General features: G+C 55.7%; 22 protein-coding genes and 1 tRNA gene. 13 read left to right on the top strand and 10 right to left on the bottom strand.

The features are described 5' to 3' along the window. Positions 1-31: 31 nt before the first annotated feature. The 4 genes from Q0K10_RS04045 to Q0K10_RS04030 all read left to right on the top strand — a co-directional run bounded on the left by Q0K10_RS04045 (position 32) and on the right by Q0K10_RS04030 (position 3,377). Complete coding sequence (locus tag Q0K10_RS04045) at positions 32-1,285, top strand: type II secretion system F family protein (RefSeq protein ID WP_294503506.1); 1,254 nt, start codon at positions 32-34, stop codon at positions 1,283-1,285. Between the two features lie 115 nt (positions 1,286-1,400). Beyond that, on the top strand, positions 1,401-2,495 hold the full coding sequence (locus Q0K10_RS04040) for a mannose-1-phosphate guanylyltransferase (RefSeq protein ID WP_294503503.1): 1,095 nt from the start codon (positions 1,401-1,403) through the stop codon (positions 2,493-2,495). Next, complete coding sequence (locus Q0K10_RS04035; RefSeq protein WP_294503500.1) at positions 2,492-3,208, top strand: type III pantothenate kinase; 717 nt, start codon at positions 2,492-2,494, stop codon at positions 3,206-3,208. Before Q0K10_RS04040 ends, Q0K10_RS04035 begins: the two co-directional genes overlap by 4 nt. 85 nt (positions 3,209-3,293) lie before the next feature. After that, positions 3,294-3,377 (top strand) — tRNA-Leu (locus Q0K10_RS04030). Positions 3,378-3,442: 65 nt separating this feature from the next. On the opposite strand, the gene Q0K10_RS04025 is transcribed toward Q0K10_RS04030, so the two are convergent. The 3 genes from Q0K10_RS04025 to Q0K10_RS04015 all read right to left on the bottom strand — a co-directional run bounded on the left by Q0K10_RS04025 (position 3,443) and on the right by Q0K10_RS04015 (position 6,153). Then, positions 3,443-4,495, bottom strand: a complete 1,053-nt coding sequence (locus Q0K10_RS04025) for a LacI family DNA-binding transcriptional regulator (protein WP_294503498.1) — start codon at positions 4,493-4,495, stop codon at positions 3,443-3,445. Further along, the gene (prmC, locus tag Q0K10_RS04020) at positions 4,492-5,355 is read right to left on the bottom strand and encodes a peptide chain release factor N(5)-glutamine methyltransferase (RefSeq protein WP_294503495.1); all 864 of its coding nucleotides are present in this window, start codon (positions 5,353-5,355) and stop codon (positions 4,492-4,494) included. The genes Q0K10_RS04025 and prmC overlap by 4 nt, the downstream gene beginning before the upstream one ends. Before the next feature lie 90 nt (positions 5,356-5,445). After that, positions 5,446-6,153 (bottom strand): 16S rRNA (uracil(1498)-N(3))-methyltransferase, encoded by a 708-nt coding sequence (locus tag Q0K10_RS04015; RefSeq protein WP_294503492.1) that lies wholly within the window; start codon positions 6,151-6,153, stop codon positions 5,446-5,448. 257 nt (positions 6,154-6,410) lie between these two features. On the opposite strand from Q0K10_RS04015, the gene Q0K10_RS04010 reads away from it, so the two are divergent. From Q0K10_RS04010 to Q0K10_RS03970, 9 genes are all read left to right on the top strand, one after another. After that, entirely contained in the window at positions 6,411-7,013 is a 603-nt protein-coding gene (locus Q0K10_RS04010) for a V-type ATP synthase subunit E family protein (RefSeq protein ID WP_294503489.1), read from the top strand. A gap of 33 nt (positions 7,014-7,046) precedes the next feature. Continuing rightward, positions 7,047-7,598, top strand: coding sequence for a DUF2764 family protein (locus Q0K10_RS04005; RefSeq protein WP_294503486.1), 552 nt, complete (start codon positions 7,047-7,049; stop codon positions 7,596-7,598). 27 nt (positions 7,599-7,625) lie between these two features. Next, the gene (locus Q0K10_RS04000) at positions 7,626-9,380 is read left to right on the top strand and encodes a V-type ATP synthase subunit A (RefSeq protein WP_294503482.1); all 1,755 of its coding nucleotides are present in this window, start codon (positions 7,626-7,628) and stop codon (positions 9,378-9,380) included. Beyond that, positions 9,373-10,674, top strand: a complete 1,302-nt coding sequence (locus Q0K10_RS03995) for a V-type ATP synthase subunit B (RefSeq protein ID WP_294503479.1) — start codon at positions 9,373-9,375, stop codon at positions 10,672-10,674. The genes Q0K10_RS04000 and Q0K10_RS03995 overlap by 8 nt, the downstream gene beginning before the upstream one ends. A gap of 18 nt (positions 10,675-10,692) precedes the next feature. After that, the gene (locus Q0K10_RS03990; protein ID WP_294503476.1) at positions 10,693-11,313 is read left to right on the top strand and encodes a V-type ATP synthase subunit D; all 621 of its coding nucleotides are present in this window, start codon (positions 10,693-10,695) and stop codon (positions 11,311-11,313) included. Between the two features lie 165 nt (positions 11,314-11,478). Further along, positions 11,479-12,558: a 3-deoxy-7-phosphoheptulonate synthase gene (locus tag Q0K10_RS03985; RefSeq protein ID WP_294503473.1), complete on the top strand. Its 1,080-nt coding sequence runs from the start codon at positions 11,479-11,481 to the stop codon at positions 12,556-12,558. Between the two features lie 14 nt (positions 12,559-12,572). After that, the gene (locus Q0K10_RS03980) at positions 12,573-14,048 is read left to right on the top strand and encodes an FGGY-family carbohydrate kinase (RefSeq protein ID WP_294503470.1); all 1,476 of its coding nucleotides are present in this window, start codon (positions 12,573-12,575) and stop codon (positions 14,046-14,048) included. Positions 14,049-14,078: 30 nt separating this feature from the next. Next, positions 14,079-15,851, top strand: coding sequence for an ABC transporter substrate-binding protein (locus Q0K10_RS03975; protein ID WP_294503466.1), 1,773 nt, complete (start codon positions 14,079-14,081; stop codon positions 15,849-15,851). Between the two features lie 21 nt (positions 15,852-15,872). After that, positions 15,873-16,385 (top strand): hypothetical protein, encoded by a 513-nt coding sequence (locus Q0K10_RS03970; RefSeq protein ID WP_294503462.1) that lies wholly within the window; start codon positions 15,873-15,875, stop codon positions 16,383-16,385. Positions 16,386-16,398: 13 nt separating this feature from the next. Here the strand turns inward: Q0K10_RS03970 and Q0K10_RS03965 are convergent, their stop codons facing one another. The 7 genes from Q0K10_RS03965 to dnaN all read right to left on the bottom strand — a co-directional run bounded on the left by Q0K10_RS03965 (position 16,399) and on the right by dnaN (position 25,587). Further along, on the bottom strand, positions 16,399-17,637 hold the full coding sequence (locus Q0K10_RS03965) for a beta-galactosidase (RefSeq protein ID WP_294503460.1): 1,239 nt from the start codon (positions 17,635-17,637) through the stop codon (positions 16,399-16,401). Beyond that, on the bottom strand, positions 17,634-20,099 hold the full coding sequence (locus Q0K10_RS03960) for a beta-galactosidase (RefSeq protein WP_294503459.1): 2,466 nt from the start codon (positions 20,097-20,099) through the stop codon (positions 17,634-17,636). The genes Q0K10_RS03965 and Q0K10_RS03960 overlap by 4 nt, the downstream gene beginning before the upstream one ends. Before the next feature lies 1 nt (position 20,100). Continuing rightward, complete coding sequence (locus Q0K10_RS03955) at positions 20,101-21,282, bottom strand: substrate-binding domain-containing protein (protein ID WP_294503458.1); 1,182 nt, start codon at positions 21,280-21,282, stop codon at positions 20,101-20,103. Between the two features lie 11 nt (positions 21,283-21,293). After that, positions 21,294-22,052, bottom strand: coding sequence for a DUF1559 domain-containing protein (locus Q0K10_RS03950; protein WP_294503455.1), 759 nt, complete (start codon positions 22,050-22,052; stop codon positions 21,294-21,296). Between the two features lie 392 nt (positions 22,053-22,444). After that, positions 22,445-23,407: a radical SAM protein gene (locus Q0K10_RS03945; protein ID WP_294503453.1), complete on the bottom strand. Its 963-nt coding sequence runs from the start codon at positions 23,405-23,407 to the stop codon at positions 22,445-22,447. Beyond that, a complete protein-coding gene (gene recF, locus Q0K10_RS03940) occupies positions 23,400-24,479 on the bottom strand; it encodes a DNA replication/repair protein RecF (RefSeq protein WP_294503449.1) in 1,080 nt (359 codons plus the stop codon). The genes Q0K10_RS03945 and recF overlap by 8 nt, the downstream gene beginning before the upstream one ends. 13 nt (positions 24,480-24,492) lie before the next feature. Further along, positions 24,493-25,587: a DNA polymerase III subunit beta gene (gene dnaN, locus Q0K10_RS03935; protein ID WP_294503446.1), complete on the bottom strand. Its 1,095-nt coding sequence runs from the start codon at positions 25,585-25,587 to the stop codon at positions 24,493-24,495. Positions 25,588-25,829 lie beyond the last annotated feature (242 nt).

Here is a 25,829-nt window from a genome sequence, read left to right as displayed (position 1 = left end):
ATCAGAGTTATTTTAATCCGGAGACGATAAAATGCCGCAATTCACGTACACCGCGATGGACGCATCCGGCAAGGAGCAGAAGGGCAAGATCACTGCCGCTTCCGAAGAGGCCGTCGCAGCCGAGCTCAAGAGCAAGGGAATGTTCCCGACCATGATCAAGGAGATCGGCGGGCAGAAGAAAAACCAGAAGGGAGCCAAAGGCAAGAAGAAGGCCGGCGGCTTCAACATGACCATCGGTACGGTGAAGATCAAGCGCAAGGAGCTTACGATCGTAACGCGCCAGCTCGCGATTCTTCTGAGTGCCGGTCTGCCGCTGATTCGTTCGCTGCGGACGCTGGAGAAACAGGCGAAGAATCCCGCGGTCAAGCAGATTCTCGGCAAAACCGCCGATACGGTGGAAGGGGGGTCGACCTTTGCGGAAGCGCTTTCGCAGCATCCGAAGTCGTTCGACAAACTCTATTTGAACATGGTTCGCGCCGGTGAGGCGTCGGGTGCGATGGAGATCATTCTCGACCGTCTTGCGAGCTTCATGGAAAAGGCGGCGCGCATTTCCGGCAAGGTGAAGTCGGCGATGATCTACCCGTCGGTGGTGTTGTGTATTTCGATCCTCGCGGTGATCGGTCTGATGATCTTCATCGTGCCGAACTTCACGAAGATCTTCGCAGAACTGCTCGAAGGCGAACCGTTGCCGGGAGTCACGGTATTCGTCATCGACGTCAGCAACACGATGGTGGAGCAGTGGTGGTGGTACTTGATCGGTATTGTGGCGATTATTGTCATATACAAGATTACCGTGAAGATTCCTGCGGGGAAATACGGTGTCGACTGGGTCAAATACAACATGCCGCTGTTCGGTCCGATTATCTCGAAGACGGCGATCTCGCGATTCGGGCGTACGCTCGGAACGCTGATGGCTTCCGGAGTGCCGGTGCTGTCGGCGCTCTCCATCGTGAAGGAGACCTCCGGCAACGAAGTGGTTGCGAACGGCATCCAGAAGGTGCACGACGCGGTGAAGGAGGGCGAAGGAATCGCCGCACCGCTCTCCGCGACGAAGATCTTCCCGGAAATGGTGATCTCCATGGTGGAAGTCGGAGAGGAGACCGGTAAGCTGCCGGAGATGCTCGACAAGATCGCGAACACCTATGACGAGGAAGTCGACAACGCCGTGAGCGCACTGACCTCCATGATCGAACCTCTGATGATCGTCGGTCTGGCCGTGATCGTCGGCGGCATCGTCGTGGCGCTGTTCGCGCCGCTCGTGAAGATCATCGAAAAGATGAGCTGAGCGAGGAAGCAGGAACCGGATTTTGCTCCGGTTCCGTTTCATGAACAGATCGGGCCTCCCCGCTGCGGGAGGCTGTTTTTTATGGAAATTGAGCCGGAGGGGGGACGGCGCAATCATGCTGGACAAAGTGTATGCCGTCGTGATGGCGGGGGGGAAGGGAGAGCGTTTCTGGCCGCAGAGCCGGATCGGCCGCCCGAAACAGTTTCTGCAGCTCCTCGGCGATGCGACGATGATCGAATTGACGGTGGACCGGTTGCGGTTGCTGCTGCCGGTGGAGAATATCCTTGTGGTGACGAACCGGGAGTACGTCGAGGGGGTTCGTGTACTCATGCCGTTTCTGCCGGAGGAGAATGTGATCGGCGAACCGGCCGCGCGTGATACCGCGCCCTGCGCGGCGCTGGCGGCCGGAATCATCCGGGCGCGCGGGGGAGAAGACGCGGTAATGATTCTGCTGCCGGCGGATCACCTGATTGAGCGCACGCATGATCTGGCTTCTCTGCTGGAAGATGTGGCGCTGCGGGCGCGGAAAAATCCGGAGTGGATTTATACAGTAGGAGTCGTTCCGACCGAACCGGCGACCGGCTACGGATATATCCGCTGCGGAGAGATGCTCGAATCGGCGGGGGAGACGAAACTGTTCCGCAGCCTCGGATTCCGGGAGAAGCCGGATCTGGCGACCGCGCAGGAGTTTCTGAAGGACGGCAGTTATCGCTGGAACTGCGGAATGTTTCTGTTTCAGGTGCGGACGCTCGAAGTGGAGATGGAGCGCCAGTGTCCGGAACTCGCAGCGATGCTCCGGCAGGTCAGTGAACTTGAACAAACCGGCAAACTTGCCGATACCTTGCCGTCGCTTTTCGGACGCCAGCAGAAGCGCTCCATCGACTATGCGGTCATGGAACACGCGCAGAAAATGGCGGTGGCGGAGTGCCGCTTCGACTGGGACGACATCGGCAGCTGGACCGCGTTGCGGAATCACCTGACCGCCGACCGCAACGGCAATGTCGCAACCGGGCTCTTCGCGGAACTTGATTCGCACAATCTGATCGTTTCAGGACAGCCGAACCACCTGGTTGCGGCAATCGGAGTCGATGATCTTGTAATTGTGACGACGCCGGATGCGACGCTGGTCTGCCACGCCAATCAGGCGCAGCGGATCAAGGAATTGCTCGGAACCTTCGGGCTGCGCCCGGAATTGCGTCCTTTTCTGTGAGGTTGCTCTTGACTGTCGTGGTGAACATCGGAAATACTTTCAGCCGTGCGGAGTTGTGGAACGGAAAATATTTCGAGCCGCTGTTCCGGATTGAGACAGCGCGGTTCGATCCGAATGCGCTGCCCGAGGGAGTTCCGGTCGTTGCGGCAACGGTGGTGCCGGAGGTGAAGAGACGCCCAGGAGCGGAAAAAATCCATTTTATCGACGCACGGGAGAGCGGGACTTTTGTCGATTTTACACAGATCGACTGCTCGACACTCGGTGCGGACCGGGTGGCGAACGCAATCGCTCTGGCGGAATTTTATGAGCTTCCGGCGATAGCGGTCGACTGCGGAACGGCGATCACGCTGGAGATCGTCGATGAAAAGCGGGTATTCCGGGGCGGAGCGATCGCACCGGGACGGCGGCTCATGCGCCGCGCGCTGGCAACGGGAACCGCGCAGCTTCCTGAAATTCCATTCTCGGCGAAGCTGCCGGAACAGGCAGGAAACGGCACGGTCGAGTCGATCCGGTTCGGGGTCGATCGTGGCGCGGTCGGGCTCGTGCGGGAGCTCGTACAGGTCGCCGCCGCTCCGTTTGGAGGGGTTGAAAAGGTTCGCGTCGTCGCGACAGGAGGGGATGCGCCTTACTTTGCGGCGGCGTTGCCGTTTCTCGAACTCGCGCCGGAAGAGTTCACCCATCACGGGATCCGTCTTGCCGGTGGGGTTTTCTAGTCTTGCAACGTAGAAAAATCTGCGGCTTTTTCGGTGCGGGACTTGATTTTTCAGGGAGACGCGGCTATTTTAATAAACATGGTATGCCGGGGTGGCGGAATGGCAGACGCAGTTGACTCAAAATCAACCGGTTTCGACCATGCGGGTTCAAGTCCCGCCCTCGGTACCACTTCCTTGCGTTTTTATCCCGCGATTCTTCCGTACAGGAAGGAGAATGGGTTTTTGTGTCCGGAATCATGCTTTGCCGGGGAGAAAACGCGGATTCGTAACCGTGGTTCCCGGAATCAAACAACGAATGCGGCTGCGTTTCCCCTCTATCAACTCCAGCAGCGAAGAAACCGCAATACGGCCGACGGCGGAATCATCCACCTTTCCGGCAGCGACCTCCTGCGGCAGCAGCGCTCCCCGGGCCGGACTGTCAAGCGTTGCAAACGGAAACGGGAAACCTTCTCCGGAAGCCGCCTCAACCACTCCGGGGGTCATCTCACGTGAGGCGCACAACACACCGTCGAATGCGAGGCCGCTCTTCCGGGCGGCAAGCACGGCTTCACGCGCATCCTCGGGCACGTAGCGGGAATAACGAATAAAGAGTTCCACGCCACTCCCGGCGAGCGCCTCCGCGACTCCACCCCGCATGGCAGATGTGACGGAGCTCTTTTCGGGGCCGGCGAGAAACAGCAGTTTCCTGCATCCGACCCGCAGCAAGGCTTGCGTCACATCGCGGGCGGTCGCGTGAAAATCACTTGAGACCAGATTCACTTCGTCCGCGACGGCTTCCAGCGGCCGGCTGGTGATGAATACATAAGGGAGTTTATTCTCCTCAAGTTCGCGGAAATATCCACACTCGGGAGCGGCTCCCCAGATCAGCAGTCCGTCGATGGTTCCGGCACGAAACAGCTTCCCATAACGCTCCTCCGGTCTCCGTTCCTCATTGCGGAAAAGCAGCATCAGATGGGAATCGTTCTCTTCGAGCAGCGGCTCCATTCCGCCGAGGATGTCGACGAAATGGGCGTCGCCGAAGACGTTCCCGGACGTGAGCGGGTTGGCCGGAACAAGCAGCCCGAGCACCCCGCTGCGTTTCCGGAAAAGGCGCTGTGCGTTCACATTCGGAACGTAATCCAGCTCCTTCGCCGCGGCCAATACCCGCTGCTGGGTCGCGGGCGGAATTTTGTTTCCGGCACGATTGTTCAGCACTTTCGAAACGGTACAGGTCGACAATCCGACATATTTCGCCAATTCGCGAATGCTGCAGCTGCGTCCGGGAAGAGCGTTCTTTTCGTTTTTCATTTTTCCTTCTCCGGCGTAATCGTCTGTGCGGTGATGAACCGTTCCCGACGGGTGTAATCCCGTAAAACGGCGATCCGGCTCCACGCCCGGGAAGCGGCCAGAAGTTCCGCGAGTCGCGGCGCCTGAGGGGGGGAAAGTTCAAAGATGATCTGTCCGCCCGGCTTCAGATGGTGCGGAGCCGCGCATGCCGCGCGCCGGATCAGGTCGAAGCCCGCATCCGCCGCGGTCAGAGCGAGACGCGGCTCGTGGCAGCGGACCTCCGGCTCCAGTGTTTCATACTCCTCATCAGTGACATAGGGAAGATTCGCGGCGATGAGATCGAACCGCTCCCCCTCAAGCGCATCGAAAAGATCCGATTCGAAAAACCGGACCCGCGCGGAAAGTCCGAGTTGTTCGCCGTTGTGCATCGCCAGCGCCAACGCTTCCGGACTCACATCCACCGCGGTAACGGCAAAATCAGAACGTTCATGTGCCGCCGCAAGCGCGATCGCACCGGAACCGGTGCCGAGATCGAGCAACGTTCCACCCGGGGGAAGCTGTTCGACAACCCATTCGACCAGCCGCTCGGTCTCCGGGCGTGGAATCAGCACTTCCGGAGAGACATCGAGCCGGATATCCATGAAATAAGCGTAGCCGAGCAGATACTGCAGCGGTTCACGCTGCGCGCGCCGGGCGGCGAGAGAACGGATGCGCCGTTCCAGTTCCTTCGGAACTTCCGTATCGGCGCGTAGGAAAAGTTCACACCGGTCGATTCCGGCCAGTTCGGCAATCAGGATGTCCGCATCCACGCCCGCCGACTCGATTCCGGCGGCGGCGAATTTTTCATGCAGTTCGCGACGCAGTTCAAAATAACGGCTCATCCCGCAGTTTCTCCTCTTCCCGTCGGTATTTGGGGTGAATCATTTGCGTAATATACTGCTCACAGTCGAATTTGCAAACGGTCGAACCGTTTATTCCATGCGTGCAAGCAGCGCCGTAACGGCAAATTCAGTCCGCATGATCCGCCGGCCGAAACTGACCGGACGAACCCCGTTCCGCTCCAGCAGGCCGATTTCATAATCGGTGAACCCCCCCTCGGGGCCGACCAGCAGTGTGACCGGGCCGGAAAGATGATGCGGCATCTCCTCCGGCGCGGTCGGATGACCCGCAAGGGCAAGTGTTCCGGAAGCAATGCCGGGGAGCTCGTCCTCGACGAACGGTCGGAAGCGGCGGCGGAATTCCACCGGAGGCGGAACCGTGTCTCCGGCCTGCTCAAGTGCGAGCAGCAGATTTTCCCGGATGCTTTCGGGTTTGATCAGCGGAGTCGACCAGTAACTCTTGTCGACCTTCCAGCATTCGAGAAAGATCATCCGCTCGACCCCCATGACCGTCGCCGTGTGCAGCACCTTGAGGAACGTTTTGGGCCGCGGCAGCGCGGCAATCAAAGTAACGGAGAGTTTCGGAGGGGGATTTCCGCTCAAAGTGACGGATAATTCCGTCATTTCCGGAGTAATGACGGTTATTTCCGCCGTGCCGGTTTTTCCGTTCAGGAGTCCGGCGCGGCAGATTTTTCCGGGGGTGGCGCGGATCACATCGAGCAGTTGGCGATGACGCCGTCCGGAGATCCGGACAACCGATTCCGAGATGAAGTCGGCAGGTTCGAGCAGCAGCAGATTCACAATTCCATTATCTCCGAAAAACAGATGCGATTGACCGGACAATTGCAAAACATTCATCCGATTTCCTTTCAAATATACCGGTTCGAAAGCCGGAATACAACCGCAAAAGAGCCGTGAAACTCCGCCGGAACCGGAAAAAATCGGTAAATCTTTCCAAATTCGGGCGTCATGATTTGAAAAATAAGGTTTTCAGAACTACATTACCAAGCGAATATTTGCAAACAAAAATCAAAGCCTGACGGCACAGGGGGATGAAAATGGCGGAAAAATTCCAGAGCCTGCTCGATAAAATTCACGAGAAGGGCGTGAAAGAGGCGGAAGCCACCGCGGCGGGGATTATCGCCGACGCGGAGAAAGAAGCGAAGTCGATCCGGGAAAAGGCGAAAACCGAGGCCGAAGCGATCGAAAAACAGGCAGCGGAACAGGCCGCGTCCCTTGAAAAGCGGGCGGAAGCCGCAGTCCGTCAGGCCGCTCGCGATATCATCCTTGAACTTCAGCAGGAGCTGGAAAGCCGTATGACCCGTGCCGTCTCCACTGCGGCGGAACAGGCGCTGACTCCGGCCTTCATGGCCGCGCTGATCAAAGAGCTTGCCGCGAAATTCGCGGCCGATCCGAACAGTCAGCTTACGATTCTCTCCGCCGTGAAAGATGTTCCGGCCCTCGAAACGGCGCTGAAAGGTTCGCTCAGCGCGAGCTTCCGGACCGAGCCGAAAGTGTTCGGCGACTCCGGAATCAAGGGCGGACTCGAAGTCAATTTCAAAAACGGCGAGGTCTATTTCGACTTCACGAGCGAGGCGGTAACCGAACTCGTCGCCGCCTACATCGGCCCGCGGCTGGCGGAGATTCTCGCGGAAAAATAACGGAAAATCAGGCGAAACGGAACGGCGGACACCATGTATTACTATTTTTCAGCCTCCCTGCCGAGTCTGAGCTTCGGTCAGAATCCCGGCATGAGCGTCGCGGATTTCGATGAGCTTGCCTCCGGGCAGATGTCGCCGGAGTCGCTCGCTGAACTGAAGTCCGGAACACTCCGCGTGAGCCGTGAACCCGGCGCCGCGGCCGGGCTGCCGCGTGTCTATGCCGACTACACGAGATTTGAGCAGTATCTGCGCACCCGCATCGCCGAGCGACGTGCGGGACGGGACGAGGAGCGCGCCGTAAAACTGCCCGATCCTGAACTCTATTTCGGCGAGGTCGATACGGCCCTTGCCGCCGCGGCCGCGGCATCCGATCCGTTCGAGCGGGAAAAACAAATCGACCGCATCCGCTGGCGGATGCTTGACGACCTTGAAGCAGGACATGATTTCGACTTCGACGGGCTCTGCGTCTACCGCCTGAGGCTCGCGATTCTGAACAAGTACCGCAACCGCAGCGCCGAAACCGGGCGGGAAAATTTCAACGCGGCGGTCGACCGCATCACCGATTCGGCGGAAAAAAGCATATAACATCCACTTGAGTCAGGAGTTTCAATAATGGCAGAGGGAAAGAAGAATACTGAAAAAGTGGTCGCGGTCAACGGCAACATGATCACGATTGAATTCAGCGACCGCGTCATGCAGAACGAAGTTGCGTTCGCCAAAGTCGGCGGAAGCAACGACGTGAAGCTCAAGAGCGAAGTCATCCGCGTCCGCGGCAACCGGGCGGACCTGCAGGTTTTTGAGAGCACGAACGGGCTGAAGGTCGGTGACGAAGTGGAATTCACCGGGGAACTGCTTTCGGTGGAACTCGGACCCGGACTTCTGACCCAGGTTTATGACGGGCTCCAGAACCCGCTGCCGTTGCTCGCGGAGAAATCGGGATTCTTTCTGCAGCGCGGCGTCTATCTGCGCGCGCTCGACCGCGAGACGAAATGGGCGTTCACCCCGATCGCGAAGGTCGGAGACAAGGTCCGCCCCGGAGACCGGATCGGCTCCGTTCCGGAAGGGGTTGTGACCCATTACATCATGGTTCCGTTCGCCTGGAAGGGCGAGTGGACGCTCGAATCGGTCGCGCCCGCGGGAGAATATACGGTCGATGAAATTATGGCCGTCGCTGTGAGCGATCAGGGAGAAAAACGCAACATCACAATGACCCAGCAGTGGCCGGTGAAGATCCCGATCTCCGACTACGCCGAAAAACTTCTGCCGGAAAAGACGCTTGTGACGCAGCAGCGCACGATCGACACCTTCTTCCCCGTCGCGGTCGGCGGAACCTTCTGCACTCCGGGACCGTTCGGTGCGGGCAAGACCGTGCTTCAGCACGCGATCAGCCGTTACGCCGAGGCGGACGTGGTCATCATCGCGGCGTGCGGAGAACGTGCGGGCGAGGTGGTGGAAATTCTGCGCGAGTTCCCGGAACTTGAAGATCCGCGCACGGGCCAGCCGCTCATCAACCGCTCGATCATCATCTGCAATACGAGCTCAATGCCGGTTGCGGCGCGCGAAGCGTCGGTCTACACGGCCGTGACGCTCGCGGAATACTACCGCCAGATGGGACTCAATACACTGCTTCTGGCGGACTCTACCTCGCGTTGGGCGCAGGCGCTGCGCGAGATGTCCGGCCGACTGGAGGAGATCCCGGGCGAAGAGGCGTTCCCGGCCTATCTCGAATCGCTGATTGCCGGATTCTACGAGCGTGCGGGGCTGGTCAGGCTCCGCACCGGAGAGATCGGCTCGGTCACGATCGGCGGCGCGGTTTCGCCTGCGGGCGGCAACTTCGAAGAGCCGGTCACGCAGGCGACGCTGAAGGTGGTCGGCGCGTTTCTCGGTCTTTCTCGCGAGCGGTCGGACGCGCGACGTTATCCGGCAATCCATCCGCTCGACAGCTGGAGCAAATACAAGAGCGTGGTCGACGCGAAGGAGGTCGAATTCGCGCGCGGCATTCTGCGCCAGGGCGCCGAGGTCAACCAGATGATGAAGGTGATCGGTGAAGAGGGTACGAGCCTCGCGGACTTCATCGTCTATTTGAAGAGCGAATTTCTCGATTACGTCTATCTGCAGCAGAATACGTTCGACAATATCGACGGTGCGTCCAGCGCGGAACGTCAGCGGTATATGTTCGACCGGATCTACAAGGTTCTCACCGGCAGCTTCTCTCTGCCGGACAAGGATACCGCCCGCAGCTACTTCCTGAACCTGCGTCAGATGTTCATGGACCTCAACTATCTCGCCATGGACAGCAGAGAATTCAAGGAGCAGGAGGCTGCCATCGAAGCAAAAATCGCGGAACGGAGCACGGTAAATGCGTAAAGTCTATCACAAAATCATTCATATCGCCGGCAACGTGATCACGGTCGAGGCCGACGACGTCAGCTACAACGAACTGGCCGAGGTGACGAGCGCACGCGGTGTTTCGCTTGCGCAGGTGATCCGGCTGGCGGACGGCAAGGTTTCGCTGCAGGTGTTCGCGGGCAGCCGCGGCATCAGCACGGGGGATCAGGTGCGGTTTCTCGGACGCGAGATGCAGGTCTCAAGCTCGGAAGCGCTGCTCGGTCGCGTATTCACGGGACGGGGAACGCCGCGCGACGGCCGCCCGGAAGTGACTTCGGACATGGTCGACATCGGCGGACCGTCGGTAAATCCGGCCAAGCGTATCATTCCCCGCAATATGATCCGGACGAACATCCCGATGATCGACGTGTTCAACACGCTGGTCGAGTCGCAGAAGCTGCCGATCTTCTCCATTGCGGGTGAACCTTACAACGAACTGCTCGCGCGCATCGCGCTGCAGGCGGAGGTCGATGTGATCGTCCTCGGCGGAATGGGACTTAAATACGACGATTATCTGAAGTTCAAAAACACACTTGATGAACAGGGAGCTTTGTCGCGTACGGTCATGTTCATCCACACGGCGGCCGATCCGACCGTGGAGTGCCTGATGGTTCCGGATATGTCTCTGGCCGTGGCGGAACAGTTTGCGCTCGAAGGGAAGCGGGTTCTCGCGCTGCTGACCGATATGACGAACTTCGCGGATGCGCTCAAGGAGATCGCGATCACGATGGAACAGATTCCGGCGACGCGCGGTTACCCGGGAGATCTTTACAGTCAGCTTGCGAGCCGCTATGAGAAGGCGGTCGACTTCGACTCGGCCGGTTCGATTACGATTCTGGCGGTCACCACGATGCCGGGCGACGATGTGACCCACCCGGTGCCGGACAACACCGGTTACATCACGGAAGGGCAGTTCTATCTGCGCCACGGCCGTATCGAGCCGTTCGGATCGCTGTCGCGCTTGAAGCAGCAGGTCAACGGAAAAACCCGTCCGGACCACCGCGCGATCATGGACTCGATGATCCGGCTCTATTCGGATTACCGCAGCACGCTGGAAAAGCAGTCCATGGGCTTCCAGATGTCGGCGTGGGACAAGAAACTTCTGAAGTACGGCAAGCTCTTCGAGAAGAATATGATGGATCTTTCAGTCAACATCTCACTTGAGGATGCGCTCGATCTGGGCTGGAAGATTCTGGCCGACTGTTTCGACCGGAACGAAGTCGGCATCAAGACCGACCTCGTGGAGCAGTACTGGCCCGAGGCGAAGAAGTAAGCCTGCGGAGGGCGACCGATGGCCAAGATCAAATTTACGAAAACCGAGCTCAAGGCACAGCAGGATTCGCTCAAGCAGTTTGTCCGCTTCCTTCCGACGCTGCAGCTCAAGAAGCAGCAGCTTCAGATGGAAGTGCGCCTCAGCACCGAGCAGCTCGAAAAAAATCTGGAGGAGCAGAAAGCGCTCGTCCGGCGAATGGCGGGATTTCTCGAGCTGTTCAGTCGGAAAGAGGAAATGGAGTTTCTCGAAAGCCTGGTGCGCGTTCAAAGTGTGACAACCGGCGAAGCGAACATCGCCGGTATTGCGATTCCGACCTTCGACCGGGTTGAATTCGAGCCAGTCACCTGGGATCTTTTTGATACGGACTGGTACGTGGATGATGCGGTTCAGGCATTGAAAGAGGCGGTTTCACTGCGCGAAGCGTACAAGGTGCTGGAAGAGCAGCATCGGCTGCTTGCGGCGGAACTGCGCAGCACGTCGCAGCGAGTGAATCTCTTTGAAAAGGTGAAAATTCCGGAGTGCAGGGAGAACATCCGTCGTATTCGGATCATGCTCGGCGATCTCGAAACCAGTGCGGTCGCACGATCCAAAATTGCCAAAAAGAAATCGCAGGAGGCCGCGGAACAGGCAGCGTCCTGATGAATTTGCGAATCAAAACCAGGAAGGCGGCCGGGCCGCCTTTCCTTTTTTACAGGTGAAATCCGGGAGGAGAGGGGGATTCTTCCTTCACAAACTTGCCGGAGCGCTTGTAAAAACGACGGGGGGATTGTATATTATTCCCCTCATTAAAGGAACTTTATTTTCATGGTCAGCAGTAACAATTTAAATATTGCCAGCCGCAGTGTGCTCTCCAGCCCAGGTGCGGTTCGCTCCGAGTTGCCGTTGTCGCTGGACGCGGTCATGCGGGTCATGGAGGCGCGGCAGGAGCTTTGCGACATTCTGGATCGGAAGTCGAAAAAACTGATAATGATCGTGGGTCCGTGTTCGATTCACAATCCCGATTCCGCGCTCGAATATGCGAGGCGGCTTCGCGCGCTCAGCGACGAGGTCAAGGATCGGATCATGATCGTGATGCGCGTTTATTTTGAAAAGCCGCGCACAACCATCGGCTGGAAGGGGCTTGTTTACGATCCCGACCTGAACGAGAGTTACAATATCGAAAAAGGGATCTTCATCGCACGTAAGCTCATGCTTCGAATCGTCGATCTGGGTTTGCCGGTGGCGACGGAGATGCTCGACCCGATCATCGCACAGTATCTGGCCGATGCGGTCTCCTGGGCGGCGATCGGAGCACGCACGACAGAAGCACAGACCCATCGCCAGCTCGGCAGCGGGTTGTCGATGCCGGTGGGATTCAAGAATGCGACAGACGGATCGTTCCAGATCGCGATCGACGCGATTTCCACTGCGCGCAGCGAACACAGTTTCATCGGTGTGCTTGAGGATGGTCATGTCGGAGTTTTCCGCACACGCGGCAATCCGTATGCACATATCGTGCTGCGGGGCGGCGGAGGACCGAACTACGGAGCGGAACATATCGCATTTCTGAAAGTCGCGATGAAGAAGGCGAAAATTCCGCAGACAATCATCATCGATTGCAGCCACGCAAACTCCGGCAAGGATTACCGCAAGCAGAACATCGTGCTGCGGGACGTTCTCAATCAGATCAAGGAAGGGGAAACTGCAATTGCAGGCGTGATGCTTGAGAGCAACCTTCTTCCCGGCTCCCAGAAAATCAAACCGGGGGAAAAACCCGATCCCTGCATCTCGATTACGGACGGCTGCATCGGCTGGGATGAAACCGAAGAGCTGATCCGGATGAGCTACGACCGGCTCGGCGAAATTTACGGCGAGGATGCCTTCAGGAAACATACAGCAGAATAAGGGGGAAAGGGTTTATGAGCAGCTTTCTTGCGTTCGACCTCGGCGCTTCCAGCGGCCGTGCCATCATCGGGAAACTCGAAAATGACAAGCTGTCGCTGACGGAAGTCCACCGTTTTGCAAACGGTCCGACAGAACAGGACGGAGCGATCTTCTGGAATTTTCCGCAGCTGTGCGCCGAACTCAGGGAAGGACTCCGTAAGGCGCTTGCCGTTGAACCGGAACTCAAGGGAATCGGAATCGACACCTGGGGCGTCGACTATGTTTTCTTCGACAAGAAAACCGGAAAAATGCGCCGCTGGCCCTACCACTATCGCGACACCCGGACGAACTCTCCTGAAAGCGACGTCTGGTGCAAGGTTTCGAAAAAGGAACTTTATGAACGAACCGGCATCCAGTGTATGCTGCTCAATACGGTTTATCAGCTTGCGGCGCATCACCGCATGCACCCGGAGGATTTCAAGGAGAGCTTTTTTCTGACGATGCCGGACGCTCTGGCATACGCGCTCGGCGGGGAACGCACGAGCGAATATACGGAGTGCTCCACCACCAATCTGCTCGATCCGGAGACGAAAGAGTGGGATTGGGAGATCATCGACCGCCTCGGCCTGCCGCGGGACGTATTCCCGGAAATCGTGAAACCGTGCACGTTTTCCGGAACGTTGTCAAAAGAATTGCAGAAAGAGCTTGGATGTGGTCCGATTCCGATCATCAAGGTTGGTTCGCACGACACCGCCAGCGCCGTTGCGGCGGTTCCAGCCCCGGAGCGGGGAAGCTGGGCCTACATCAGCGCCGGAACCTGGGCACTGCTCGGAGCCGAAATCGACAAACCGTTCCGCAGCGAGGAGTCGGAGCTCTTCAGTTTCACAAACGAAGGGGGACTCGACGGCAAGATCCGGTTCCTTTCGAACATCATGGGCAGCTGGCTTTTTCAGGAGACCCGCCGCATCTGGAACGAAACCAAAGCCCCCGTTACCTTTGCGGAAATGGAGGATATGGCGCGAAGCGCGGAACCTTGCAAGTTCCTCATCAACCCGAACGATCCGTCGTTCGTCACACCCGGTGACATGCCGCAGCGGATCATCGACTTCTGCAAACGCACGGGACAGGGTGCCATCACGAACGACGGCGAAGTTGTGCGGGCGATCTATGATTCGCTGGCACTCTATTTCCGCAACAAACTCAACGTGCTTGCGAAACTGCTCGGAGTGAAGTATCAGTGCTTGAATGTCGTTGGAGGAGGCACGAAAGACGGGCTGCTCATGCAGCTGACCGCAGATGCTCTGAATTTTCCGGTTGTAGCCGGCCCGGTGGAAGCGACAGCGATCGGAAATCTGCTTGCGCAGGCGATGGCCGCCGGAGAAATCAATTCGCTGTCTGAAGCCCGCAAAGTGGTCAATGGTTCATTCGAGGTGAAAACCTACATTCCGGACGAGAAACGGCACGCCTTTTACAGCACACAGTTCGAACGGTTCGAAAAACTCGCGAAATAAGTGGAGAGTAGAGAATTCAGAAAGAAAGGAGTGTTCCGCCTGGCGGCGGCTGCGCTCCTTTTGTTTTTTTTTCACGCCATGGCGGTCGACGGAGAAGAGCCGGAGCGAACGCTCTACACTTCCGGCGGCAGCCGGGTCAAGACACTCGATCCGGCCCAGGCGGATGATCTGGCGAGCCGGAACATGGTGGCCGCCATCTACGATACACTGCTCGAATATGACTATGCGGCGAAGCCTTACCGGCTCATTCCCTCGATGCTGGCGGAGATGCCGAAAGCGAACAAGACACTCGACATCTATACCTTCCGGCTGCGTGACGATCTGCGGTTTGCCGCCGACCGCTGTTTCGACGGTCTGCCGGAATCGGCGCGCCGCATCACGGCAGGAGATGTGCTTTATTCGATTCTGCGCATCGCGGATCGGCGGAATCACAGCCCTGTTTACTGGCTCTACCGTGGTAAAATCCGGGGAATCGACGCATTCTATGAGGCGGAAAATCCCGATTACGAAGCTGGAATCGAAGGATTCCGGATCATCGACGATTTGAATTTCGAGATCCGCCTGAGCAAGCCTGATCCACGGTTTCTCTACATGCTTGCGATTCCGAACAGCGGAATCGTATCACGCCGGGCGGTGGAGTTTTACGGGGATGAATTCGCGCGTCATCCGGTCGGGTCCGGACCATTCCGGTTGACACTCTGGATCAACGACTACAAGCTTCAGCTCGACCGCAATCCCGACTACCGGATACAATATTTTTCCGAGGCGGAAAATCCGGCCGACCGGACACGTCCGCTGCCGCTGGCGGATCGGGTGGTGTTCTATCTTGTGAAGCAGCCGATGTCCTCGTATCTCATGTTTCTGCAGGGAAGGCTCGATTTGAACGCGCTGGACAAGGACAACCTCGATCTGGTGGCGGGGGGTGGAGAACGCCTTGCTCCCACGCTGGCGGCGCGCGGAATCAAGCTGTTGCGGGTTCCTGAATTCGAAGTGCGTTACGTCGGCTTCAACTTTTCCGATCCGCTTCTGGGCAGAAATCTGGAGCTGCGCCGCGCGATCAGCCTCGCATATAATGTGCAGCGACGGGTGGAACATACGAATTATCAATTGATTCCCGCTCAGGGGCCGATTCCGCCCGGTGTGGCGGGATTTGATGACACATTCCGGAATCCATGGTGCGCGGACGATCCGGAAAAAGCGAAGCAGCACCTCGAAAAAGCCGGATTCAAGGATGGAATCGACCCGGCTACCGGCGAAAAGCTCCATTTTACCTTCGATCAGACCGGCAACAATTCCGTCTACCGGCAACTCGGGGAACTGACCATAGCCGACCTCGCGCAAATCGGCATCGAAATTGAGTCGGTGTTGAATAACAACGCACGTTTCTACGAAAAACTCAGACAGGGGAAATTACAGCTTTTCCGTCTTTCCTGGATCGGAGATTATCCGGATGCGGAAAATTTTCTTCAACTTTTCTACAGCAAAAACATCGGCGGCTGCAACCGGATCGGTTTTTCAGATCCGGAATATGACCGGATGTTCGAAGAGATTTTGCCGATGCCGGATTCTCCGGAACGTACTGAAAAATACAAGGCGATGGTCCGTTATCTTTCCGAACAGGTTCCGTGGGTGTTTGAAGGATTCCCGATCGCTTATCAGCTCAATCACGGCTGGCTGGAAAACTACATTCCCAATGATTTCGTATTCTCAAAATGGAAATACCTGAGCGTCAACCCGGCCAGACGCGAAGCGCTCCGGAAAACGTTCAAGCCACTGAGTTTCGCCGAACTGAATGGACAGTAAGACAAAAGGAGAACAATCATCATGAACATACTTCCGAAAAAATGGTTTTATCTGATCTTGATTCCGATTCTGGCGCTCGGAGGAGTGTCGCTCTGGTATCTGCTGAGGGACAGCGATGAAGTGCAGATCCGGAAAACCCTGGATATGTTGTGCGATCTCGCGTCGAAACGGGAAAATGAGAAGAACGCCATGGCGATGTTGAAACTCAACAGCACCGACAAAGTGTTCGCGCCGGAATGCAGCATCGACTTCCGCCACGAGATGTTTACCGGAACCTATACGCCGGAAGAGTTGAGGAGTCTGCTCGCCCGCAGCCGCGGAATCCTGCGAAACTGCACAATCAGCATCCGGGATCTGACCGTTTCCGTGGAACCTCCGGACAAGGCGTCCGCTGTATTCACCGGACTGCTGAATGCAACGATGAATGACGGCAGCCGGGTCGACGAAGTACGGGAACTCTTCTGCACCTTTCGCAAAATCGACGATCACTGGCTCATCGACAGCATGTCTGTCCGCGATATTCTGGAAAAATAACGCCGCGCGTTTCTCAGATTCCGATCAATGGAACGGAATTGCGAAGCGACTGTAAAATACGGTCGCCGTTTTCCGCTGAAACCGCAATCCGGACCGGCTCCGGTCCGATGGTCAGATCGATCGTATTTCCCTTCTGATAAAGCGGCAAAGGAGAACCGGTCATTGAAAAGAGGGAGATCCCGTAATCAATACCGGCCAGCAGTCGGGTGTGCATGGAATCCGCATAGAGCAGAAACCACTCCTCCTCCGATTGTCTGAACCGGATTACCCGGCTTCCATCCGGGAGGATGAATTCTCCACGATATGCTGCCGATGATAGTCGTTGCGTCACCTCCCGACAGGCAAAATATGCTTCTTTCCGCCGGAACCCTGCGTCGATGACGCCGAAATGATGCTCAAAATTCTCCGGATCCGTGCCGTCATCCCGGAAATCGTACCAGTAAATCCGTTCGATTTCCGGCCGTTTTACCGCACAGAGCCAATGACGAACCAGATGAAACGCCTGCTCCGTCTCATTTCGGACAAAACGGTGATGAATCGGCGTACCAAGTTCCGTCAGCCAGACCGGTTTCGAACAATGATAGCGGTGCATCAGCTCCGCCAGCCGATCGAAGGTTGCATCAAATTCAACCTCCGGAACATTCGGACCCGAATAGGGATGCACGTTCACTACATCACAGCAGTCGGCAACTCCAAGCCGGAAGAGTTGTTCGAGGAATGCAAAATTGATCCGCTGTTCCCGGCAGCATGCGACACCGCCATGGAGAACAAGAGTCTCCGGCGCCATCTCCTTGATCGCGTTGAATGCGGCGCGCAACAGAGTCATATAACTTTCCGGATTGGCTTCCGGATACCAGAAATTGTTGGAATTCGGTTCATTCCAAATCTCCCACGCCGAAATGCGCCCGCGGTAATGAGCGGCGAGTTTTCCGGAGAATGCGGCGAATTTTTCCGGCTCCCTGGGGGGATGAAAGCGGAAACAACCATCTTTTTCATCTCCGCCGGCCCAGATGGGGGTTCGGGCGATGGTTCCGAGGATTTCGATTCCGGCTGCACGGAGAAGATCAACGACCTCATCGACCGGATCAAAGTGCAATTCCCCTTCAACAGGCTCAATCCGATCCCAGAGAAAACCGGTACGGATCGCCGTGACGCCAGCCTCTCGCAACAGATCGATCTCCTGTTTGACGTCAGCAGATCGAACAAGTTTCGTGAGATGCGTCGCCATCCCGAACAACAGCATCGACTTCATTTGCGCATTTCTCCAAATTCCAGATAAACGGGAGCACTTCCTATCTCAAGCATTCCATTCTCCGGCTCAATTGTTTCCCCCATCATTCCGGTTACGCCGGCAACTCCGGTCGGAAGCCGCCATTGGATTGGATGATCGCTCCACACAACCCAGCGCGACACTCCATGAATCAAAAAATGGTGAATCACCACTTCGTTTTCCCGTTTACATTCCTTGAATTCCGCGCCATCGAGCATCCGCATGATGTGACGCAGAGCGAACAGCGCCGGTTTCGGCGAAAAATCCGAATGGACGATCCCGTAATTGTGTTCGTTGTAATCGGGATTGTCGCCATCTTCCTGAAGATTGTACCAGTGCACCTGTTCGATTTCCGGATCGGCTGCACAAAGCGTCAGGAGAACGGTCAGAACTTCCGCCTGCCGTCGTTCATCGATCGTGCGCGGCAAATCCGGTGCGCCGATTTCCGTCAGCCGGAAACCGGCCTGGTCTTCATGATGGTTGCGGACACTCCGGAGGCGGCCGATCATTTCCCTCAACTGCCGTTCAAGGTCGGAATTGGTGATTCCCTTGCGCATTACGGGATACGGATGATAGGCGATCCTGTCGAAAATCCGTTCTTCTCCAGCATATTCATAAAGATCGTCGAGAAACAATTCCGCGGCAACATCGGGATCACTGACGAATCGATAAGGAACCAGTCCCGCCGTCAACACGCAGGCGGCGGGATCTCCCTTTGCAACACCGCGGTATCCGGCGGAAAGCAGCTGAAAATATTCGTATGACTCCGGAATCGGTTTCCAGTAAGATTTCAGATTCGGTTCATTCCAGATCTCCCACGAAATGTTTTCCTTCCGATAACGTTCAGCAATGCGTTCCGCATATTGTGCAAACCGGTCGGATTGTGGTTGGCGTCCGGATTTGCGCGTCAGTCCCCGGCGTTCGAGCGGATCTGTGGAAGCCCACGCGGGGGCGCCGGCCAGAGTGGCGGTCAATTCCATACCGGAATCGCGGATTCCCCTGACCGTCCGGTCGAATCGTTTCCAGTTCCACTCCCCCGGCGACGGTTCAGCGTCTTTCCAGAGAAAACCGGTGCGTATCGTTTTCACTCCGATTCGTTTCAATAGTTCCAGCGAAGAAGAAAATTCAGCGTCATGCAGCCGGTTCAGATGGCAGGCGATCCCGAAACGGCTGTCTTGAATTTCCGTCTTTTCCGGAAGAACACCAAAAGTGAATTCCGCACCTGCGGTCAATCCATCCGCTGCTTCCAGAGTCGTTTCAAGGTAATAAAATCCCTCCGGAAGCGGTCCGAGTGTATGGCGGAACTCTCCCTTTCCCTCCCGGAGAACCGGCCGGCATGTGAAAACCGCCGCAGTGGAACGGTCGTACCGTCGAACCGTTCCCCGCAACAGCGGCTGTTCCACTCCGGATCCGGCGAGATCGTCGATCTTCAGCGTGAATTCGACCGGTTCGCCGGGAGAGAAGAGATTTCCATTTTTGGCGGTAACGAGTGTCACCTTCCGATACTCCTCCGGTTCGGCCAATTGCAGCTGAACCGGGGAAATCCAGATTCCTCCGGACTGGCCGCCGGCTCCGTCGTGAACCCGGATTGCAAGCGTATGTTCTCCGGCGCCCGTTGTCAAACGCGCTGGAATCAGATAGCGGCGCATTCCAAACGTGTCTCCCTTGAAGCCGGGCGGAAAACTCCCCTGTTTACCAATTCGCACTCCATCGAAAAACGTTTCGTCCGCCTTCGAAATTCCGCCGACAACCAGCATGAGATGATTATTTTTCAAATGATCAGGCAATTTGATTTTCCGACGATACCATGCAAATCCCTCCAATTCCGGATAACCCTCCTTTTCCCACAGCGCCGGAACTTTGATTTCCTTCCATGCCGTATCGTTCAGTTCCGGTCGAAATCCTTCCGCCGCATCGCCGGGATAAAACTTCCAATTTCCTTCCAGCGACAGCGCTTTTTGTTCAGAGACGATTTTGAGTGTTACATCGTCAAACCATGCTTTTCCATCAGCGACAAAAAGCGTTACAATCAATTCCGTCGTATCCGGCGGAACCTGAAATGCAAGCGAAGTTTCTTTCCATTCCAGAGAACCGGGAAGAGAAACGGAACGCATGAAGGCAGTCTTCCCGGCCCGTTTTCCGGTCACTTGCAGTTGCGCGCATTTCTTCCCCAGTGATGTACGAAACCAGCAACCAAATTCGTAATTTCCGGGAACCGGATTTTTCAGCCGCTGCAGATATGCTCCTTTTTCTCCCGCCGGGGCGGAAATGAAAGCGCAACGACCGTTCCTGCCGTTCTCGGAAAGCCGCCTTTCCACCTGTTTTCCATCCCGCCACTTCTCCCAGCCATGTTCCGTGTCGAATGTCGGATTGACCAGCTGTATGCCGAACACAGAGCCCGTCATCATCAGAAGCGGTAAAATAAAGCGGTGGCATCTGACCATATTACTTTCCTTTCTTCATGAAATGAGTACCACGAAAACACCACTTCGCGAGCATGGCAATCGACCGCATCTCGTGTCCGGCAGTCAGAAGATGGGCAAGCAGCTCATTCACTGCAACCACCCCGGTCAGATCACGGTTGAAATCCAGGCTCGTCCAGTCCGGATGAATCTCACTGCTCCCTTCAGAGTGACTGATGGTAATGACCGCCAGATCGCGACCGGGAAGAAGATTGCGTTCAGCCAGAACATCTTTTACCCCCTCAATCAGCAGATCTTCCCCAATGAACAGTGCCTCCGGCGGTTCTGGGGCGTCAAGCATCTCGGAAACCGCCCGATACGCAGCTTCCCGTTTCACTTCGACGTGACGGGAAAGCCGGTAGTCGAGGCCGGCCCGGCTCATTGCAAACTCATAAATGCGACGGTCGGCACAACTGGAGTGATAAGTTGTATCGATCCCGAGAAATGCAATTTTCTCAAGACCGTTCCGGGCAAATTCCCTGACTGCGCGTATGACCGCCTCCTGTCCATCCAGCCGGATTTCCGGCTCATTGAATTCGTCATCTCCCCAGCTGGAGAGAAAGACGACGGCGGAAGGATGCGTACCAAACGCCATCGTGTAGGCCTTGATGAAATGTTCCCCCAGCGGAGAAGTGACAAGATAACCGTCCGCAGGATGAGTTTTGAGCGTTTCAGCAACCTCTTCCAGCGGAACCGGCCGCCAGTGGGAGTCGATGATGTCACAAGTCTCCAGAGCATGTCCCGCCAGTTCCAATTGTGAACGGATTTTACAATAAAGAGAATAGTTTTCGTTACGACCGGGATTGCGGTGAAATCCACTCCACAACTGAATCGTCAACCGCTGCTGTTCCGGAAGCGAAGCAAGGTGCGGAGCGGCATCCTCTTCCAGCTCCGAAGCAGGAAACAGTTGTTCGACGCTGAGATCAGCCGCCACCGGATCCCCGGGAATCCGGCGGATGTAATTGCCGCTCCCATGTCGTTTGGAGAGAATTCCCTCATCCGTCAATATCCCAAGCGTCCGGTTGATGCACTTCGGGCTGACATTCAGGAGCCGTGCAAGTTCCCGCTCAGGATTCAACCGCATTCCCGCCTTCACCGGCGGATTTGAAAAAGCCGCCTTCAATCTCCCGGCAAGACGGGTGGAGGGGCTGGAAGTTCGTGTCATGGCTGGTCTCCTCACTCATTTTTATCAAATTTCCACATCCGGTCATCGTTTTGCCTGGTTTCCTTCAACGGAAGGCTTGCGGTATGGCCGTCTCCAAACAGAAAATTGTTGCGACTGTCAGAAGCATGAAAATCTCCGCTGCGGTTTGGATCGGTTCCCAGCGCGTTGCTCACAGTATTGTTCACCAGCCACCGATCGCCCATAAGAATGGTTGCCGACCGCTCCGTCAGTTTCGAAAATGCGACTGAATTCACCGTTCCGGTCGTATCCCCGTCCTGTACTTCAAAATTGAGTCCATAACTGTTTGGAGCGGAAACATCCGCACCATTGCTGCGGGGCAGTGAATCGGAAGGACAACGAAACATCTTCATTTGTTTCATTTCATTTTGTGCACTTTCTTCTCCCCAGCCCGCTTTTCCAATATACGGCATCAGCAATCGCGTGTAATGATAAGTGGAACTGACCGGCTTATACATCACCGGAGGCATGTTCTTGTTTTCATTTTCGTAAAGTGCAAACGCCAAGCCGAGCTGCTTTAAATTGTTGTTGCAGGAAATCATTCGCCCCCGTTCCCTGGCTTGATTCAAAGCCGGCAGCAGCATTGCCGCCAGAATTGCGATGATCGCAATCACAACAAGAAGTTCGATCAATGTAAACGCCGCCTTTCTCGTCGCAGAGCCGTGGGCTTTAACCGCCGCCCTCCGCACCCCCTGCGTCCGGCAAGATGCCTCGCGGGGGAGCGTTGCATGGTCGCGGGAGGTATCAGGCATGTCCGCCGCCTCAGCGGCACAGGCAGCGAAAAATCGATCCGCTGTCCCCTGCACTTTCCTTCTCCGGCAAGGAAGTTGAAAATTCAAACTGGAACTCCCGATACCGAACCGACTGCTTCGCACCGACGATTTCTCCATTTGGGAACACCTCCTGATTGGATGAATAAAGAGGAAACCTGAATGAATCTAAGGTATACAATAATCACAATTGTTACCTTTTCAAGAGTAAAACGCGAAAAAAATCGATTTTTTCTTGATGAAAAAAACAGTAGAATTGAAAACTGCGGCAAAAAAAAAAGCCGCGCATTCAGCGGCAGATAGGAATTCGAGTCACCTGTTTTGAGCTGCAAAACAGCGCCTGAAAAGTAACGGACAAATAACGGATCAATCCGTCACTTTTTGTAATGCGGTGCGGAATAGAAGGTTCCGCGCTGCTGTTTTTCAATTTCCAGCAATCCGGATTGGAAAAGCCGTTCAAGAATGGGAGTAATTTCACTGCCGGCCCGATTGAGCGCCACTTCAAGATCAGCGACCGTTGCAGGGCGACGACTCACAAGATCGAGAATCCGTTTTTCAGCTCCCGTGAAAAGTGACGGATCATGGACGATGCTTTTCGTCCGATACCGGAACGGGCCGACCGCTTCCACCGGAACAAACGGTTCGAGAGCGGCGATGAAACGACGGGTATTTTCGGCAGTTGAAGGTTTGATCCAATCAACCACACCGGGGCGATCCAGCGTATTGAGCTGAACAAGTGAAACCTTCATCGGACGAATAAGTTCCACAAACCGCGCAATCGATTCATCCGAATCATTCACTCCTGGAACAATGAACAGTTCCAGATGAATTTCATTGCTCGCATTCCGGCAGAAATCCGTCAAATCACGGATAAATCCGTCAAATTTCAGATCCGGATGCGGCCGGTTGATCATCTCAAATTCCTCCGCATTGGAAGCATCCAGCGAAGGAATAATCCGATCGACCGGTTCAATCTCTTTGCGGAGCTTCGGGTCGCCCAGTGCAAATCCATTGGTCAGGAGACAGATTTTATACTCGGGATGTTCCTTCTTCAGATATGTGACGACTTTCCCGATCCCCGAATTCAACGTCGGCTCTCCCGATCCGGAAAAGGTGATGAAATCAAGTTCCGGTTTAGAACGCAGCACTTCATCCAGCTCCGCGATCACCGCATCAATCGGAACATACTCTCTGCGTTCGAGCGTGAGCTCGGTCGTCTCTTTCGCTTCGCAGTAAATACAGTTCAAGGAGCAGGTCTTCGGACGAACCAGATCCACTCCGAGAGAGATTCCCAGCCGACGCGAAGCCACCGGGCCGAATACATATTGTTTAATCATTTTCTCTGCCTCCGCGCAATATCACTCGATTGACCGGTATCTCCTCCGCATCCGCGAAAAACGCAAGCGAAGGAAACTCCGTAAACGTATAAAACTGCTGATCCGCATCGGCAATCGTCTCGAAAAAGCGGATCTTGTTCTCTTCATCCAACTCACCGGTAACGTCATCGACGAGAACCGCAACCTTTTCCCTGGCCGAACGGCGGACCAGATTGAACTCCGCAAGTTTCAGCAACAGAGAAATCAACCGGATCTGCCCGGTGGAGCCGTAATACCGCAACTGTCTTCCGTTCAAAAAAAATTCGAATTCATCGAGTTGGGGACCGCTGCCGGTACAGCCGCGGACCATCTCCTTCTCACGCGATCTTTCCAGCAAACTCCGATACTCTTCCGCATCTTCCGGATAATCACAACGGTAGAGAATCCGGAATTCTCCACCTCCACGCTGTTGCAGCAACCGATTCATCTCCGCCTCCACCAACCCGGAGAATTCCCGGCGCCTGCGGGCAATGAGCGGAGCGTTTTTCGCCAGTTCCGGCTCAAATGCCGCCGCAATCGCGGGTTTTGCCGGAACCTTCAGCGCCCGGTTCCGCTGCGCAAGCGCCCGATTGAAATTGACCAGTGACGCCAGGTAAATTCCATCCAGCGTCGAAATCAGCATATCGAAAAAACGGCGCCGAAACGAGGAACTCCCGCCGACAATGCTGCGATCCTCCGGAACGAAAACCACAGTCCGGAACTCCCGGATAAATTCGCTCGAACGGCGAATCCGGTTCGAACCGATCCAGGTCTCCCGCCGGTTTCCCTGCTGAATCACTTTGAGCATCTCAGGATATTCACGGGAACAAATCCGGGCGGAAAGCTCGAATCCACGGCTGCCGATCCGCGTGAGTTCCCTCCCGGAAGCGCTGCGGAATGAGCGAAGAATGCTCAAAAAACAGATGCTCTCCAGAAGATTTGTCTTCCCCGAACCATTCGGACCGGTGAAAACAATCTTCTCGCCGGAAAAACTGAACTCGCCTCTTTCACAATTCCGGAAATCGGCGAGTTTGAGTTGTTCAAAAAGAGCCACGCCGGACTCGGAGTTATTTCTTGCGGATCGGCATGATCACGTAAAGGAATCCTTCATCTCCCTCGATTGCAACGGGATTGAGCGGATCGTTCAGCTTCATGCGGATCGTCTCCGCACTGCAGTTGCGCAGCGGATCAGCCAGAAACGCCGGATTGAAGGAGACTTCAAACGGTTCCCCCTCGAAGGCGACTTCAACCATATCGCTGCCTTCTCCCACTTCCGTACTCGACGCCTGAAGCGTCAACCGGTTGTTCTCAAAACGCAGAATAATGAAGCTGCTCGAATCAGAAAGCACGAGCGAAACCGTCTCAATCTTGCCGAGAAACACCGCGGTAGGTACTTCAATCGTCCGGCTGAACGAGGCCGGGACCACCTGCCGGTAGTTCGGATAATTTCCTTCGATCAGTTTGGTGGTCACTTCAAATCCGTTCCCGAGGAACATGCACTGCTTTTCCCCGATCCGGATCGTCATAAGTTCATCGCCGTCGAGCAACCTCCGTATTTCCTGGGCGGTTTTCAGCGGAATGATCGCATCTCCGTCGCCGCCGGTGATGGATTCGGGCGTTTTTTCCTGCATGGCGAGCCGCTTTCCATCGGTTGCAACAAGCGTAAGAGCCGTATCGCGCGCACTCAGCAGAATCCCGGTCAACACCTTGCGGGAATCGTCCGCGCTGACCGCGTATGCGATGGAAGCGATCATCTTCTTGAATTCGCTCTCCTTGATTTTGATTTCACGAACCGCTTCGAAGGTCTCTGCCCCCGGAAAATCAGCGGCCGCGAGACCGAGCAGCGTAAAATGGCTGGTTCCGCAACGCAGTTTGATGTGATCTTTTTCATCGATGTCGAAGACCACGTCCGCACCGATAAAGCAGCCGACCAGCGAGGCGAGTTTGCGCGCCGGCGCAGTCGTCACGCCGGGAACTTCCACGACGGCTTCCAAAGTTGTCGAAATTCGAATCTCAAGGTCGGTCGTGGTCAATGTCAGAAGATTGTCTTCCGCCTGCATGAAAACATTGCCGAGAACCGGAAACATCGAACGGGATCCGATGATGCTCCCTACCCGCTGCAGCGCTTTCTGCAGTTTTTCGCGGTTAACGGTAAATTTCATTTTTCAGCCTCCAGGAATGTTCCTATATTTTTCCGATGCTCGTACGGGTAATTTACACCGGTATTCTCAAAAAAACAACTGGAAAAATGGAGATTTTCGGCTATTCTACATGGAAGGAAGCTTTTCTCCATATTTGTGAATTTTTCAAAAAAGAAAGGAAATAACAGTAGCAGTAGAGTGTACCGTTTTCTGTGAATAACTCATTTTTCCTATCGTTAAGAGTCGTATTTTCAAATGATTCC

This window comes from uncultured Victivallis sp., from assembly GCF_944391105.1.
GTDB lineage: Bacteria > Verrucomicrobiota > Lentisphaeria > Victivallales > Victivallaceae > Victivallis.
This window is presented reverse-complemented; position numbering and strand designations above follow the sequence as displayed.

What these genes read in the sequence shown, in the direction of transcription:
- Q0K10_RS04045 (WP_294503506.1), top strand. Translation starts at nt 32, where the DNA reads ATGCCGCAATTCACGTACACCGCGATGGACGCATCCGGCAAGGAGCAG.
- Q0K10_RS04040 (WP_294503503.1), top strand. Translation starts at nt 1,401, where the DNA reads ATGCTGGACAAAGTGTATGCCGTCGTGATGGCGGGGGGGAAGGGAGAG.
- Q0K10_RS04025 (WP_294503498.1), bottom strand. Translation starts at nt 4,495, where the DNA reads ATGAAAAACGAAAAGAACGCTCTTCCCGGACGCAGCTGCAGCATTCGC.
- prmC (WP_294503495.1), bottom strand. Translation starts at nt 5,355, where the DNA reads ATGAGCCGTTATTTTGAACTGCGTCGCGAACTGCATGAAAAATTCGCC.
- Q0K10_RS04010 (WP_294503489.1), top strand. Translation starts at nt 6,411, where the DNA reads ATGGCGGAAAAATTCCAGAGCCTGCTCGATAAAATTCACGAGAAGGGC.
- Q0K10_RS04005 (WP_294503486.1), top strand. Translation starts at nt 7,047, where the DNA reads ATGTATTACTATTTTTCAGCCTCCCTGCCGAGTCTGAGCTTCGGTCAG.
- Q0K10_RS04000 (WP_294503482.1), top strand. Translation starts at nt 7,626, where the DNA reads ATGGCAGAGGGAAAGAAGAATACTGAAAAAGTGGTCGCGGTCAACGGC.
- Q0K10_RS03995 (WP_294503479.1), top strand. Translation starts at nt 9,373, where the DNA reads ATGCGTAAAGTCTATCACAAAATCATTCATATCGCCGGCAACGTGATC.
- Q0K10_RS03990 (WP_294503476.1), top strand. Translation starts at nt 10,693, where the DNA reads ATGGCCAAGATCAAATTTACGAAAACCGAGCTCAAGGCACAGCAGGAT.
- Q0K10_RS03985 (WP_294503473.1), top strand. Translation starts at nt 11,479, where the DNA reads ATGGTCAGCAGTAACAATTTAAATATTGCCAGCCGCAGTGTGCTCTCC.
- Q0K10_RS03980 (WP_294503470.1), top strand. Translation starts at nt 12,573, where the DNA reads ATGAGCAGCTTTCTTGCGTTCGACCTCGGCGCTTCCAGCGGCCGTGCC.
- Q0K10_RS03970 (WP_294503462.1), top strand. Translation starts at nt 15,873, where the DNA reads ATGAACATACTTCCGAAAAAATGGTTTTATCTGATCTTGATTCCGATT.
- Q0K10_RS03965 (WP_294503460.1), bottom strand. Translation starts at nt 17,637, where the DNA reads ATGAAGTCGATGCTGTTGTTCGGGATGGCGACGCATCTCACGAAACTT.
- Q0K10_RS03960 (WP_294503459.1), bottom strand. Translation starts at nt 20,099, where the DNA reads ATGGTCAGATGCCACCGCTTTATTTTACCGCTTCTGATGATGACGGGC.
- Q0K10_RS03955 (WP_294503458.1), bottom strand. Translation starts at nt 21,282, where the DNA reads ATGACACGAACTTCCAGCCCCTCCACCCGTCTTGCCGGGAGATTGAAG.
- Q0K10_RS03950 (WP_294503455.1), bottom strand. Translation starts at nt 22,052, where the DNA reads ATGCCTGATACCTCCCGCGACCATGCAACGCTCCCCCGCGAGGCATCT.
- Q0K10_RS03945 (WP_294503453.1), bottom strand. Translation starts at nt 23,407, where the DNA reads ATGATTAAACAATATGTATTCGGCCCGGTGGCTTCGCGTCGGCTGGGA.
- dnaN (WP_294503446.1), bottom strand. Translation starts at nt 25,587, where the DNA reads ATGAAATTTACCGTTAACCGCGAAAAACTGCAGAAAGCGCTGCAGCGG.